This is a genomic window from Paraburkholderia ferrariae NBRC 106233 (genome assembly GCF_000685035.1).
GTDB classification, from domain to species: domain Bacteria; phylum Pseudomonadota; class Gammaproteobacteria; order Burkholderiales; family Burkholderiaceae; genus Paraburkholderia; species Paraburkholderia ferrariae.
In genome coordinates this window covers 32,269-46,165 of sequence record NZ_BAYB01000034.1, presented here as the reverse complement: position 1 = coordinate 46,165, position 13,897 = coordinate 32,269, and the positions used below count along the sequence as shown (strand labels likewise).

Annotated in this window: 11 protein-coding genes; 5 read left to right on the top strand and 6 right to left on the bottom strand. The window is 67.9% G+C overall.

Annotation, left to right across the window (positions count from 1 at the left end):
• Positions 1 to 56: 56 nt before the first annotated feature.
• From BFE01S_RS29450 to phaZ, 4 genes are all read left to right on the top strand, one after another.
• Positions 57 to 776, top strand: coding sequence for a Bax inhibitor-1/YccA family protein (locus BFE01S_RS29450; RefSeq protein ID WP_028228585.1), 720 nt, complete (start codon positions 57 to 59; stop codon positions 774 to 776).
• An 18-nt stretch (positions 777 to 794) separates the two neighbouring features.
• Positions 795 to 1,511, top strand: coding sequence for a CBS domain-containing protein (locus tag BFE01S_RS29445; protein ID WP_322787844.1), 717 nt, complete (start codon positions 795 to 797; stop codon positions 1,509 to 1,511).
• Positions 1,512 to 1,706: 195 nt separating this feature from the next.
• Complete coding sequence (locus BFE01S_RS40690) at positions 1,707 to 3,398, top strand: bifunctional aminoglycoside phosphotransferase/ATP-binding protein (protein WP_042338988.1); 1,692 nt, start codon at positions 1,707 to 1,709, stop codon at positions 3,396 to 3,398.
• Positions 3,399 to 3,436: 38 nt separating this feature from the next.
• Positions 3,437 to 4,783 (top strand): polyhydroxyalkanoate depolymerase, encoded by a 1,347-nt coding sequence (phaZ, locus tag BFE01S_RS40685; protein ID WP_084170231.1) that lies wholly within the window; start codon positions 3,437 to 3,439, stop codon positions 4,781 to 4,783.
• Between the two features lie 2 nt (positions 4,784 to 4,785).
• On the opposite strand, the gene BFE01S_RS29430 is transcribed toward phaZ, so the two are convergent.
• From BFE01S_RS29430 to BFE01S_RS29405, 6 genes are all read right to left on the bottom strand, one after another.
• Positions 4,786 to 6,597, bottom strand: a complete 1,812-nt coding sequence (locus BFE01S_RS29430) for a PHA/PHB synthase family protein (RefSeq protein ID WP_084170230.1) — start codon at positions 6,595 to 6,597, stop codon at positions 4,786 to 4,788.
• Between the two features lie 262 nt (positions 6,598 to 6,859).
• Positions 6,860 to 7,990: an ABC transporter permease gene (locus BFE01S_RS29425; RefSeq protein ID WP_028228582.1), complete on the bottom strand. Its 1,131-nt coding sequence runs from the start codon at positions 7,988 to 7,990 to the stop codon at positions 6,860 to 6,862.
• Between the two features lie 23 nt (positions 7,991 to 8,013).
• A complete protein-coding gene (locus tag BFE01S_RS29420) occupies positions 8,014 to 9,150 on the bottom strand; it encodes an ABC transporter permease (protein WP_028228581.1) in 1,137 nt (378 codons plus the stop codon).
• The gene (locus BFE01S_RS40680) at positions 9,147 to 10,145 is read right to left on the bottom strand and encodes an ABC transporter ATP-binding protein (RefSeq protein ID WP_042338986.1); all 999 of its coding nucleotides are present in this window, start codon (positions 10,143 to 10,145) and stop codon (positions 9,147 to 9,149) included. The genes BFE01S_RS29420 and BFE01S_RS40680 overlap by 4 nt, the downstream gene beginning before the upstream one ends.
• Positions 10,142 to 11,104, bottom strand: a complete 963-nt coding sequence (locus tag BFE01S_RS29410) for an ABC transporter ATP-binding protein (protein ID WP_042338984.1) — start codon at positions 11,102 to 11,104, stop codon at positions 10,142 to 10,144. The genes BFE01S_RS40680 and BFE01S_RS29410 overlap by 4 nt, the downstream gene beginning before the upstream one ends.
• 7 nt (positions 11,105 to 11,111) lie before the next feature.
• Positions 11,112 to 12,107 (bottom strand): HlyD family secretion protein, encoded by a 996-nt coding sequence (locus BFE01S_RS29405; RefSeq protein WP_028228579.1) that lies wholly within the window; start codon positions 12,105 to 12,107, stop codon positions 11,112 to 11,114.
• Positions 12,108 to 12,333: 226 nt separating this feature from the next.
• Here BFE01S_RS29405 and BFE01S_RS29400 point away from each other — a divergent pair, with 226 nt between their 5' ends.
• Positions 12,334 to 13,806 carry an efflux transporter outer membrane subunit gene (locus BFE01S_RS29400; RefSeq protein ID WP_028228578.1) on the top strand — a complete coding sequence of 491 codons (1,473 nt, stop codon included), beginning with the start codon at positions 12,334 to 12,336 and terminating at the stop codon, positions 13,804 to 13,806.
• Positions 13,807 to 13,897: the final 91 nt, after the last annotated feature.

Below are 13,897 nucleotides of genomic sequence, written 5' to 3'. Positions count from 1 at the left end.
GCGAAACGGCGTTCCGTTGCGCTGAGCGCATCCAGCCCGCGGAAAGAGGATCGATCATGGAAAGCGATTTCACCGGCGAAGGCCGCCGCAAGGCCGCGCGACGGTTGCCGGAGAGCGGCTACATGGGCCTCGGGCCGTACATGCTGCGCGTCTATGGCTACATGGCCGCAGGACTCGTTCTGACCGGTGTCGTGGCGTATTTCGGAGCGGCGAGCGGATTCTACGCGTCCGTTGCCGCCACCCCGCTCTTCTGGATCGTGCTGCTCGCGCCGCTGGCGCTCGTCGTCCTGCTGAGCTGGCGCATCGAACGTCTGGGCACGGGCACCGCGCAAATCTGCTTCTGGACCTATGCCGCACTGGTCGGCCTCTCGCTCTCGGGTCTCTTTCTCGTGTACGCGGGCGAGAGCATCGCGCGCGTGTTTCTCATCGGCGCCGCCACCTATGGTGCAACCAGCCTCTACGGCTACGCCACGCGCGCCGACCTCTCGCGCTTCGGTTCATTTCTTTTCATGGGGCTCATCGGTGTCGTGCTCGCCGGGCTCGTCAACCTCTTCGTGGTTTCGACGGCGCTGCAGTTCACCGTTTCCCTGATTGGCGTGCTCGTGTTCACGGGCCTTACCGCATACGACACGCAACGCATCCGCGAAATCTATGCCGAGGGCGACGACGACGTCGCCGCGGGCAGGAAGGCGATCGTGGGCGCACTGGCGCTCTATCTCGACTTTCTCAATCTTTTCCTGATGTTGATGCGCCTGCTGGGCACCCGCCGCCGCTAGGCCCGTCATCGTAGGGGATTGTCTTCAATCGCCGTTTTTGTTGCCAAGGAGAACACAATGCGTGCTATCGACGTCATGGCTTTAGGCGTGGTGGTAGCCAGGCCCGATATCAGCGTGAGGGAAACGGCGCAAATGCTCGCCGACTATCACGTGAGCGGCATGCCGGTGGTCGATCGGGACGGCAAACTGGTCGGCATGGTGACCGAGAGCGACCTGCTGCGGCGCGCGGAGATCGGCACGGACGGAGCGCGGCATGCGCGGTGGCAGGAATGGATCGCCCCGAAGCACGAACTCGCCAGTGAATACGTGAAGACGCATTCGCGCCGGTTGAGCGACGTGATGACGACCCGCGTCTTCAGCGTGAACGAAGAAACGCCGCTGGACGAAATCGCCACGCTGATGGAGCGGCACCGCATCAAGCGCGTTCCCGTGCTCAGAGACGGCAAGGTGGTCGGACTGGTCAGCCGGGCCGACCTCATTCGTGCGCTGGCCAGCGTCGGACCCGAACTGCGCCGCAGCGTCGCGCCGGGCGACGCGGCAATCCGCGAGGCCGTTCTCTCGGCCATGAGCGGCAATCGCTGGGCGCTCCAGCGTCGCAACGTAATCGTCACCAACGGCGTCGTTCATCTGTGGGGCGTCATTACGAGCCGGGACGAGGGCAATGCGATTCGCGTGGCCGCGGAAAATGTCCCCGGGGTCAAGGAAGTGCGGAGTCACCTGGAATTTCCCGTGTGACGGTTGTGGGTTGCGCACGAGCCTGGCCCGTGAGCCTTGGGCTTCGAAACGGAGAAGCCGTCGTACGCCACGCATGGTTTGGGCGGCCGGCTTGATGCAGGTCAAGCGGTGCCGCGCGGTCGTCCGGTGGAATGGGTAAAAGCGCAGTCGATGCCGATGCGCCCCTCGACCCGGAGTACCGATCATGAGGAAGCCATGTCTCGCTCGCCACACGTTCCTTTCGTGCTGAGCGGCGGTCCGATGCGCCGCAACGCGCGGCTCGTCGGGCATGCCCTGCGCCGGGCCGCCACCTATCCCCACCCTGCGGGCCGCGTCGAGCGCATCGAAACCCATCTCTCGGTCGTGTATCTGGCCGGACGCTATGCGTACAAGATCCTCAAGCCCGTGAAGTTCAGCTTCGTCGATCTCACGCGGCCTGCGCAGCGCCGGCGTTGCGCGCAAGCCGAATACGCGTTCAACCAGGCCCTGGCCGCACCGCTCTATCTCGGTGTGTGGCGGCTCGTGGCGCGTGGCCGGCGCGGCACCTTCGCCGGCGCGCTGCCCGCACGCCCGGCAGCGGGCAATGCGCAGGCCACTGCCCTCGAATACGTGGTCCGGATGCGCCGCTTCGCGCCGCGCGAGGTACTGTCCGCCCGCAGCGCGCGAGGCGAAGAAGCGCTTGCCGACGCGGACCGGCTGGCCGCGCGGCTCGCGCATTACCATCTGCACGCTGCGCGCCGTGCGCCGCACGCCTCGTATGGCAGCGCAGCCACCGTAGCGGACCAGGCGCGCCCGCTCGTCGCTGCGCTCGACGCCACGGTGCCTGCCGAGGCCGCCCTGCGTACGTGGTGCGAACGGGAACTCGCGCGCATCGCGCCGAAGCTCGCCTGGCGGCACGCGAACGGCTTCGTGCGCGCGTGCCACGGCGATCTGCATCTGGACAACATCGTCCAATGGCGCCACCAGTTGCTGATGTTCGACTGCATCGAGTTCGACGACGCCCTGCGCTGGATCGATGTGGCGAGCGATAGCGCGTTCGCGATCATGGATTTTGCGGCGCATGGCCGCGAGGACTGCGCCCATCGGCTGCTGTGCGGGTGGCTGGCTGCGACGGGGGATTACGCGTCCCTTCACGTGATGCCGTTCTACATGGTCTATCGCGCTCTCGTGCGCGCACTGGCGGCGCGCCTGCGGGGGGACGGCGCCGCGCACGCGCGTTATCTGCGTGTCGCGACGGATATCGCGGGACGGGAACCGCGTGCAAGCCTGCTGCTGTGCCACGGCGTCTCGGGGTCGGGCAAATCGGTCGCGAGCCGGGCGCTCGCCGGGCGGCTGGGCGCGATCCGCCTGTCGAGCGATGCCGTGCGCAAGCGTCTCGCCGCCGTGTCCGAAACGGTGCGCCTGCCGCATTCGGCCTATACGGCGGAGCGGCTCGATGCGGTGTACGACGCCCTTCTCTCGCACGCGCAGAACGTGCTCGAAAGCGGTCGTACGGCAATCGTCGATGCGACCTTCCTGCATGCGCGGCACCGGGCGGAATTCGTCGCACTCGCGCAGCGATCGGGCGTCCCGGTCGCGATTCTCGACTTCACGGCGGATCTCCCGACGCTGCGCGGCCGCATTGCGGCGAGAGCGGCATTGGGGCGCGACCCCTCCGATGCGGACGTGGCCGTGCTCGCCAGCCAGATCGAGCAGGCCGAGCCGTTGAGCGCCACGGAAGCGGCACTGGCGATTCGCTTCGATACTGCGGTCGCCCCCGCGGCCTACGCGGGCGCAGCCTTCTGGGCGCCCCTCCTGGACGCACTGGGTGCACTGGGGAAAACGGAACCCGCCCTGCCCCCCATGCGCGCGACGATGCCCGGCCAGGCCCATTCGGCCGCGCTGCGAGAAACGTCGGAAAACCGGTAATCCGGCTCAGGCGAAGGAGCCGGTCATAGAGGTCTGCGATGTGGTATGCCCTTGTCGAACAGCAGCGCCAGTGGCTGCGTGCCTGGCACGCGGCAACGCAGTTTGCGCCCGGCGCCTGGGGGGCGTGGCCGGAGGCGCTGGCCCAGCGTGCGTCGTCCTGCTATGCGGATCTGTTCGAACCGCTGCTCTGTCTCGCGGCCGCTGCGCCGCCCTTCGCGATCGGCTCCCTACCGCTCGACGGCCACCGCGTCGAAGTCGATGAGCGCGTCGTCGCGCATACGCCGTTTTGCGACCTGCGCCGCTTCGCGCGCGCCGGGGCCTCGCGCGCCATCCTGCTGTGCGCGCCGCTGGCGGGCCATGCGGCCGTGCTGATGCGGGAAACGGTCGAGTCGCTGCTTGCCGACGGCGACGTCTATATCACCGACTGGATCAACGCGCGCGACGTGCCGCTCGCGGCTGGCCGCTTTGGTCTCGACGAATACGTGGCCCTGCTCGACGGTTTCGTCGATACGCTGGTTCAGGACGGGCGGCCGCTGCACGTCGTCGCCGTGTGTCAATCGACCTTTCCGGTGCTGGGCGCGCTCGCGCTGCGCGCGCAGCGCGGGTGCGCCCCTCCCGCAAGCATCACGCTGATCGGCGGCCCGCTCGACGCGCGCATCCATCCCAGCACACTCGGTCTGGCCGCAGCGTCGCGTACGCTCGACTGGTGCCGCGACCACCTGATCGACAGCGTGCCTGCCGGTTTCGCGGGGCAAGGCCGGAAAGTGTTTCCCGCGTGGCTGCAGCAGGCCGAGATCGCGCTCGTTTATCCGCATCGCTACATGGCACTGGCCGAACGCTATGCACAAGCGGCTTCGCGCACCGATGCAGACGCGCTGGCCGCCGCGCGCCGGGCCGTGCGCGAGTACACCGCGCTGCTCGACATGCCGGCCGAATACTTCCTGGACACCGTGGACATCGTCTTCCAGCGCGCGTTGCTGGCAACCCGCAGCTGGCGTGTTCACGGTGCGCCCGTCGATCCGGCCGCGCTGCGCGATGTGCTCCTGCTTACCGTCGAGGGCACGCGCGATGCCGTTACCGGAGCCGGACAGACGCATGCAGCGCTCGACCTGTGCAGCAGTCTTGCGCCGCAGGAACGGCTAGATCTGGACGTTGAGGACTGCGATCATTATGGGTTGTTCACGGGAGAGCGCTGGCGCGCAGACGTACATCCTGCGTTGCAGGCGGCGTTTGCACGTGCCGAGGCCATGCGTGCGCGGCGGCGCGGTGCAGAAGGCCAGTCGGGCGATGCGCCGGGCCGCGTGCCGGCGCAAACCTGCAGACGCATGCAGAGCCGGCCGCGAAAGCAACCGCAAAAACAGGCGCAAGGCAAGATGCGTGGCTGATTTCAGCTTTCGAGCACGTATTCGCCCGGCGCCGCGCCGAGCCCTGCCTCCGGCGTGCGCGCCGGCACCTCGCCCGTCGAGCGCTCGCGCAGCCAGTCCCGCCAGGCGAGCCACCATGAGCCATCGACGGCCGGCGTCTCTTTGACGAATTCGTTCCGGCTCCGGTAGGCCCCGCCGGGCTCGCGCGTCGCGCACCGATAGTAGCGGTGCGCATGGCCAGGCTCGGATACGATGCCGGCATTATGGCCGCCGGCCGTCAGCACGAAAGTCAGCGCGTTGTGCGTGAGCAGATGCAGCTTGTAGACCGAGCGCCAGGGCGAGACGTGGTCGCGCTCGGTCCCGACGACGAACATGGGCGCCTCGATATCGGAAAGCGCGACCGGCCTGCCGTCCACGCAATAGCGGCCCGCCGCGAGATCGTTGTCGAGAAAGAGCTGCGTGAGGTACTCGGTGTGCATGCGGTACGGCATGCGCGTGGTGTCGTCGTTCCACGACATCAGGTCGTTGCGCTTGGTGCGCCGCCCGAGCAGATACTCGCTCATCATGCGCGACCAGATCAGGTCGCGCGCATTGAGCAACTGGAACGCCGCGGACATCTGCGAACCGTCCAGGTACCCCTGCCGCCACATCAGCGCATCAAGCGCCGCGAGTTCGCTCGCATCGATGAAAAGCCCCAGTTCGCCGGGCTCGCTGAAATCGGTCAGCGCGGCCAGCAAGGTGATGGTGTGCAATGCGTCGTGCCGCCCGTCGCGGGCCAGCGCCGCCGCCCCGATCGCAAGCAGCGTTCCGCCAAGGCAATAGCCCACCGCGTGCACCGCCGCGCCGCAGCGCGGGCGAACCGCCTCGAACGCCGCCAGGAAGCCGTCGCGCAGATAATCGTCGAGGCCGAGATCGCGCGCCTGCGCACCGGGATTGCGCCACGAGATCACGAACACGGTAAAGCCCGATTCGACCAGAAAGCGGATCATCGAATCGTGCGGCTGCAGGTCCAGAATGTAGTACTTCATGATCCACGACGGTACGATCAGGATCGGTTCGCGGGCCACGCCGGGCGTCGCCGGGGCGTACTGGAGCAGTTCGCACAGTTCGTTGCGCCATACCACCCGGCCCGGCGTGCAGGCCACGTCGCGTCCCGGCACGAAGGCCTGCGGGCCGCGCGCATGCACGCCGGCGCGGCTGGCGGACAGCGCGAGCGCGTCGTCGAGCCAGTTGCGCGCCCCCGCCGCGAGATTCGCGCCGCCCGAGCGGACCGTCGCATCGAGCACCACGGGGTTGGTGGCGATGAAGTTGCCGGGCGAACACGCGTCCAGCCACTGGCGCGCGACGAAGCTCATGAGTTGCTCGTGATGGTGCTCCACGCCCGGCACGCCGCGCGTCGCTTCGCGCCACCAGCGTTGAACTCCCAGAAAGCCGTCGCGATAGAGGTGAAACGGCCAGTTCGACCAGGCAGCGGCGGCAAAGCGCGGATCGGCTTCGCCCGCGTGCACGGCAACACCGCTGTTGTTTTCGTCCTCGTCCTGCTGCGAAGCGGCGACCTGGGCTGGCACCAGGGCGGCTCCGAGGACGGCCCGCGTGGCAAGGTCGAAGCATTTGCCGGGCGCTGCCGCGAGATGCGTCCCCCAGTCGATCGCCGCCAGGGCAAGCGAGATGGGCGAGAGCCCGAACGTCATGGCGGCCATGGCCGCATGGGCCGTACGATTCCATTCGTCGGCCGGCGTCGCGGCAGGCCGGGCATCGGCGGCAACACGCGCCGGCACCGCATGGAGATCGGGCGCGCTCACCGGCTGGGTAGCGTCGTCTACGGCAGTATTCATCGTCCTTCCCTTGCTCACGGGCAACCGCTTCACTGTGCGTTCAGCACCCGCGAACCCCGTTGATCTGGGTCAATCGCGGGGGCAGCCCGCGCTCCAGACTCCCCCGCACGGAGGTTGAAGCCGGCGCCGTATCGCCCGGGTGCGGGACGGCTCTGCGCGGCGCCCGGCTGGCTCGGCGTCGTGCCCGATCCCGCGGCCCATGCCGCGCACGCCCATGCGATCGCGCACGCATCGAACGCCGTTTCGGCGGATTCGCACCGACTCAATCCAGCGACTTGCGAAAGCGCAGGACGCTGAGTCCCAGCAGCGCCGCGCCGAGCAGCGCCAGGGCCGCGAACTGCGGCCACAGCACCTGGACCTCCGCGCCCTTGAGGAATTCGGCGCGCAGCACCACGAGAAAGTAGCGCAGCGGGTTGAGCCACGTGAGCCATTGCAGAACGGCGGGCATGGACGAAATCGGGAATGCGAAGCCGGAGAGAATGAAAATCGGATTGACGAGGAAGAAGTTCAGCGCGAACGCCTGTTGCTGGGTGCGCGAAAACGTCGAAATCAGCAGCCCGAGTCCGAGCGTCGCCAGCAGGAAGAGCGACACGCCCGCGAGCATCGCGAACCCGTTCCCGACGAACGGCACCTGGAACCACCACACGCCCACCGCGGTCACGATGGCGACATCGCCGAGCCCGATCAGGAAGAACGGCACCGTCTTGCCCAGGATGAATTCGTATGGCCGTATCGGGCTCACCATGATCTGTTCGAGCGTGCCGATCTCGCGCTCGCGCACGACGGCAAATGCCGTGAGGCTCACCACCTGGATCAGCGTGAGCGTGCCCACTACGCCGGGAATGAAGAACCACCGGTCGTCGATATCCGGATTGAACCAGGGCCGCTCCCGCAGCGCAACCGTGACGGAAGGCGGTGCGGCGCCGGCCGTCACGGGCCAGCCGCGCGCCATCCAGTCGCTCTGGAACTGCGCGACGATCTGGTCCACGTAGCCGAGCGCGATCAGCGCCGTATTCGAATTGGAGCCGTCCACGATCACCTGGAGCGGCGCCGTCTCGCCGTCCTGCAGGTATTGCGCGAAGCCGGCGTGAATGACGAGCGCGAGCGTCGCGTGGCCGGTGTCCACGTCGTGCGTCATTTCGCGCTCGGTAGCGGCTTCGCCGACGAGTTCGAACCGGCCCGTGGAAAGAAAATGGGACACGAGATCGCGGCTCGCTTCGCTGCGATCGAGATCGAGCAGCACGACGGGAACGTGATTGACGGTGAAGGTCGCGGCATAGCCGTAGACGAGCACCTGGATGAGCAGCGGCACGAAGAGCCGGAACAGCGCCCACGGGTCGCGCTTGAGTTCGAGAAACTCCTTGACCAGCATCGATCCTACGCGTTCGAACATGGTGCCCCCCTCGGACTCGCGGCTCAGTCCAGACTCTTTTTGAATGCGCGCACGCTCAGGACGACGATCACGAGCGCGTAGAGCGCGAGCGCGCCGAACGGGGCGGCAATGTCCGCAAGCGGACTGCCCTTGAGGAACACGGCGCGCAGGATCGTCACGTAGTAGCGCGCGTACACCAGCAGCGTGATGGCCTGAACCGCTCGCGGCATCTGGTCGATCGCGAATGTATAGCCCGAGAGCATCGTGGTGGGCATCATCGTCAGCAGCAGCGCGACCTGGCTCGCGCCGAGCTGGCTGCGGATATGCACGGACATCAGGTAACCGATCCCCAGCACCACCAGCGTGAACAGCGCGGTCGTGACGAGCAGCGTGGAAAGACTGCCGCGGAACGGCACGTCGAACCAGTACACCGCGCCCAGCAGGCAAAACGCCGCGTCCACGAAACCGACCGCGAAGTAAGGCACGAGCTTGCCCAGCATCACTTCGAGCGGCTTGACCGGCGTGGAGATCAACTGCTCCATGGTCCCGCGTTCCCACTCGCGCGCCACGGTGAGCGAGGTGAGCTGCGCGCCGACGAGTGCCAGAATCACGGCCACCACGCCCGGAATGATGAAGTTGCGGCTGTCGAGTCCTTCGTTGTACCAGACCCGCGCCTCCAGATCGACGGTGCCGTACTGCTGGGGCCGCAAGCCGTGCGCCTCGTTCCAGCGCGTGGCAAAGCGGGTCGTCACCTGGGCCACGATGCCTTGCGCGTAGCCGATGGCGACGTTGGCCGTGTTGGTGTCGCTCGCGTCGGCGATGGTCTGCACCGGCGCCGTGCCAGTGCTCGTCAGGACGCGCGAAAAGCTTACCGGGATCGTGACCGCCATCCTGCAATCGCCGCGATTCATCGCTGCACGCACGTCGCGCTCGCTCTCGCTCAACACGACCGCCGAGAACCAGCCCGACGCGATGAAGCTCTGCACCAGCTCGCGGCTCGTCTGGCTGCGCTCTTCATCGTGAATGCACAGCGGCACGTGCCTGATGTCGAGGCTCACGCCATAGCCCAGCAGTGCCATCTGCATGAGCGGCATGAGCAGCGCGATGGCGAGGCTGCGCCGGTCGCGCCAGATCTGCAGCGTCTCCTTGTAGGCCATGGCGAGCAGGCGGCGCAGGCTCATGCGTGCTCCCGTTGGCGCTCACGTTCACGTTCGCGCTCGCGCGCGGTGCGCATCACCAGCTGCACGAACACATCTTCGAGGCCCGGTGCAATGGCGACCGGCGCGGACGCTTCCAGCCGGGCTTGTGCGAGCAGTGCCGACAAGCTCGAGGCGTCGCTGCCCTGCGCAATCAGGACATGGAGCCGGTCGCCGAAAATGGCGGCCTCCAGCACGCCCGGCGCCGCGCGCAGTACGGCCACCGCTTCGCCAGGCGCCGTGCAGGCGAGTTCGTAGAGCGTGCCGCCCAGCTCGCGCTCGCGCAGCTGGCCCGGGCTGCCGATCGCGATGAGCCGCCCCGCGTCGATCAGGGCGACGCGGTTGCAGTACTCCGCCTCGTCCATGTAATGGGTTGAGACCAGCACCGTCACGCCCTCGGCGGCCAGATCGTGAATGAGGTCCCAGAAGCGGCGGCGCGCCTGCGGCTCGACGCCCGAAGTGGGCTCGTCGAGAAACAGCACGGGCGGCCGGTGCAGGATCGCGCAGCCGAGCGCGAGGCGCTGCCGCCAGCCGCCCGCGAGCGTGCGCACCAGCGTGTCTTCGCGGCCTTCGAGCCCGGCCATGCCGATGACGAAGCGGATGCGCTCGTCGAGCGACGCGCCCGGCACGCGATAGATACCGCCGAAAAAGCGCAGATTCTCGCGGCAGGTCAGGTCGCCGTACAGCGAGAACTTCTGCGACATGTACCCAATATGAGCCCGCAGCGCCTCGGCTTGAGTCGCGACATCGAAACCCGCGACGCGCGCCGTGCCCGAGCTGGGCGTGAGCAGCCCGCAGAGCAGGCGGATCGTGGTGGATTTGCCCGCGCCATTGGGGCCGATGAATCCCACCACTTCCCCCCGCGCGATGGTCAGATCGAGCGAATCGACCGCGGTGAATTTGCCGAAGCGCTTCGTCAGGCCGCGCGCCAGCACGACCGGTTCCGCGGGCGCCGCGCCGCTCGGGACGGAGTCGTTCACGCCGGCGCTCCCACCAGTGCGACAAAGACGTCTTCGATGCCGGGCTCGACCGGCTCGACCCGCGCATGCGGCAGTCCCTGCCCGTCCAGGCGCGCCGTGAGCTCGTCCTTGCGCCTTGCTGCGTCGTCCACCCGCACGTGCACGCGGTCCCCCATCAGCAGCACGCCGGCCACGCCCGGCGCTTCGGCAAGCGCTGCGGCATTGGCGCGCGGATCGCCGCCCGTAACCGAGAGCAGCGACCCGCGCACGATGTCCTTGAGCCGTTGCGGCGTGTCGCAGCAGCGTACCCGCCCTTCGTGCAGCAGCGCGAGGCGCGAGCAGCGTTCCGCTTCGTCCATATAGGCCGTGGACATCACGATCGTTACCCCTTGCTCGCGCAGCCGGTACAGGATGGCCCAGAAGTCGCGGCGCGAGACCGGGTCTACGCCCGTCGTCGGCTCGTCGAGCAGCAGGATTCGCGGCGTATGGATCAGCGCGCAGACGAGTCCGAGCTTTTGCTTCATGCCGCCCGAGAGCTGTCCGGCAAGACGGCGCCGGAACGGCGCGAGCCCGGCCGCCTCGAGCAGCTCCGTGCGGCGCTCGCGGAACTGCGCCTTGGGCAACTCGAACAGTTCGCCGTAAAAGAAGATGTTTTCGTCGACAGTGAGATCTTCGTACAGCCCGAAACGCTGCGGCATGTAGCTGAGCACCGCCTTCGCGCGCTCGGGTTCGCCGACCACGTCGATGCCTTCCAGCGCGATCGTGCCGGCGTCCGGGCGCAGCACGCCGGCCAGCATGCGCATCACCGTGGTCTTGCCCGCGCCGTCCGGCCCGACGAGCCCGAAAATCTCGCCCTGCGCGACACTCATGCTCACGTCGCGCACCGCTTCGAGCGTGCCGAAGCGACGCGCGAGATCGACGGCCACGATCGCGGGGCGAACGGGCGGCGCGCTCTCTTGCGGACTCGTTTCAGGCTTCATTTCTGCTTCAATGCCCGCTGGCGACGAGCGCAATCGTCGCGTCCGCAGGCATGCCCGGCAGCAGTTCGTGCGTTGGATTGTCGATGTCGATACGCACCCGGTAGACGAGCGTGACGCGCTCGGCGTGCGTCTCCACGGTCTTGGGCGTGAACTCGGCCTGCGGGGAGATGAAGCTCACCCGCCCGCGATAGACCCGGGACGGCCACGCATCGGTGGTGACGTCGGCCGCTTCGCCCAGCCGGATACGGCCGATGTCGGGCTCGTTCACGTACACGCGCAACCAGACATGGTCCAGTTCGTCGAGCGTAAACACCGCGACGCCCGGGCCGGCCAGTTCGCCCAGTTCGGCCTCCCGCACGGCGATCACGCCATTGAACGGGGCACGCAGTTCGGTGTAGGAGAGCATGGTGTCGTCGAGCTGCAGCTTCGCGCGCGCCGCTTCCACGTTGGCCTGCGCAAGCGCTACCGCGTTCTGCGCAGCGATTTCCATGGCGTTGTCGTGGGCGAGCGCCGCCGCGGACTGCCGCTCGGCAGTGCGGGCGAGGTCGCGCGTCTGCAACGAGACGGCGTCGTGCTGCGCCAGCACTTCGGCGCGGCCGAGATCGAGCTTTTTTTCCGCGAGATCGTACTCGTCGCTCTTGACGCTGTTCTGCACGGCGCTCTGGCTATGGATGTTCGCCTGCACCTGGGCAAGCTGCACGTTCAGGTTCGCGCGGTCGATCTCCGTCTGGCGCCGGTAAATGCGGTCGTCCACGCGCGCCAGCACGGTGCCGCGCGTCACGTAGGCGCCCTCGTCGAACGGCAGGTACACGATCGGCGCCTGGACCTGGGTGACGCTCAGCACGCTCTGATGCGCCTCGATATTGCCGGAGACGATCACGCGCTGCGCCGCCGCACGATGCCCGAAGAGCGCGGGCAGGCGCAGCGCGCCATAGCCGGCGGCCGCTGCGCCGAGCAGCAGGCATCCAAGCGCAATCCGGATTCGCAACGTTTTGCCGGTCATGATGAAAGCACGCGATCTGCCATGAAACACGGCCCCCACTGTAGAGGCCGCCTTCCTGACCCGGTTGATATGCGTCAACCAGCAGGCATCCGCGAGCACCGAACATGCGTCACATGACCCATGACCCGCGCGCGCTGGTGCCATGTGTGCCATGTGTGCCGTTTGTGCCATACACCGGGCCATTGCGCCGCGCCCTGTACAGCCACTTTGCAAGGAGATTGCCGCCGTGCGTCGCCGCCTGCCATTCTCCCTCGCCATCCTGGGTGTCCTGGGCGCCCTCGGCGGCTGCGCGGCCGGCCCGGACTATTCGAAACCGGCGATCTCCGCCGCAGCCGGCTATCGGCCCGTACCCGTCACACTGCCGCCTGCCGGTTCCACAGATCCGCAGCAACATCTGGACCCCGGGGGGCAGCTCGTCAGCCAGTGGTGGACCATGTTCCGGTGCGAAGCGCTCGACACCACGCTTGCGCTCGCCATTGCACAAAGCCCCACGCTCGACACGGCGCGCGCCACGCTCGCGCAGGCGCAGCAGGCGGTTCTCGTCGCGCGCGGCGGCTACTTTCCCCAGGCGGATCTGGCTGCCGGCATCGAGCGCGAGCGCGTGAGCACCAATGCTCCCGCCGGTGGCGAGCATGTCATCGGCAGTCTCTTCGCAATCGGCCCGACGGTGAGCTACGCGCCGGACCTGTTCGGCCTCGTGCGCCGGCAGGTCGAGGAGAACACGGCCCTCGCCGAAGTCCAGCGCTATGCGCTCGCGGCGGCCTGGCTCACGCTCACCGGCAACGCGGTCAACACCGCGATCACGAGCGCGAGCGCGCGCGAACAACTGCGGGCGGTCCAGGACATCATCGCCGTGGACCGCCGCAACGTCGATCTCGTCGAAATCGAACGCAGCGCCGGCAAGGCCGCGCGCACCGACGTGCTGGCGGCCCAAAGCCAGCTGGCCGCCGATGTGGCGCTGCTGCCGCCGCTCGAGCAGCAACTGAGCGCCGCGCACGATGCGCTGGCCATCCTCGTCGGCAAGACCCCGGCGGAGTGGGCCGCGCCGTCTTTCGATTTCGACATGCTGGTCCTGCCGGTGGACGTTCCGGTGACAATGCCGGCCGCACTCGTGCGGGGGCGGCCGGACATCCTCGCCGCCGAGGCGCAACTGCACGCGGCGAGCGCCGCCATCGGCGTGGCAACCGCCAATCTCTACCCGAGCGTCACGCTGAGCGCGTCATGGGTGCAGCAAGCCGGCAGCATGGGGCCGCTGTTCGATTCCGCCAATGGCCTGTGGAGCGTGGCCGCGGGTATCACCGCACCGCTCTTTCACGGCGGCGCGCTGAAGGCGCAGCAGCAGGCGGCCATCGATGTCTTCGACGCTCAACTCGGCGTCTACCGGCAAACCGTGCTGGCGGCGTTCGGCCAGGTTGCCGATACGCTCAAGGCGCTGCAGCACGACGCCGAGGAGCTTGCGGCCGAGCGCGCCGCACTCGACTCCGCCCAGGCCTCGCTTGCCCTCTCGCAGGAGAGCTATCGGGTGGGCGCGTCGAGCCTGCTCGACGTACTGCAGGCTCAACGCCTCTACGCCCAGGCGCGGCTCGGCTATGCAAAAGCCAGGGGGCAGCGCTACCTCGACACCGCCCAGCTCTTTGAAGCGACCGGCGGCGGCTGGGAGGCTCAGGTGGCGAGCGGCGCCGCCGGCACGCTGCGCTGACCTCGATGAAGTCGTCGAGCGTGACGATGCCGATCAGTCCGCCGTCCTCTTCGTCGTCGCGCATCACCATGAGGTTGCCCGCGTGCGAAGC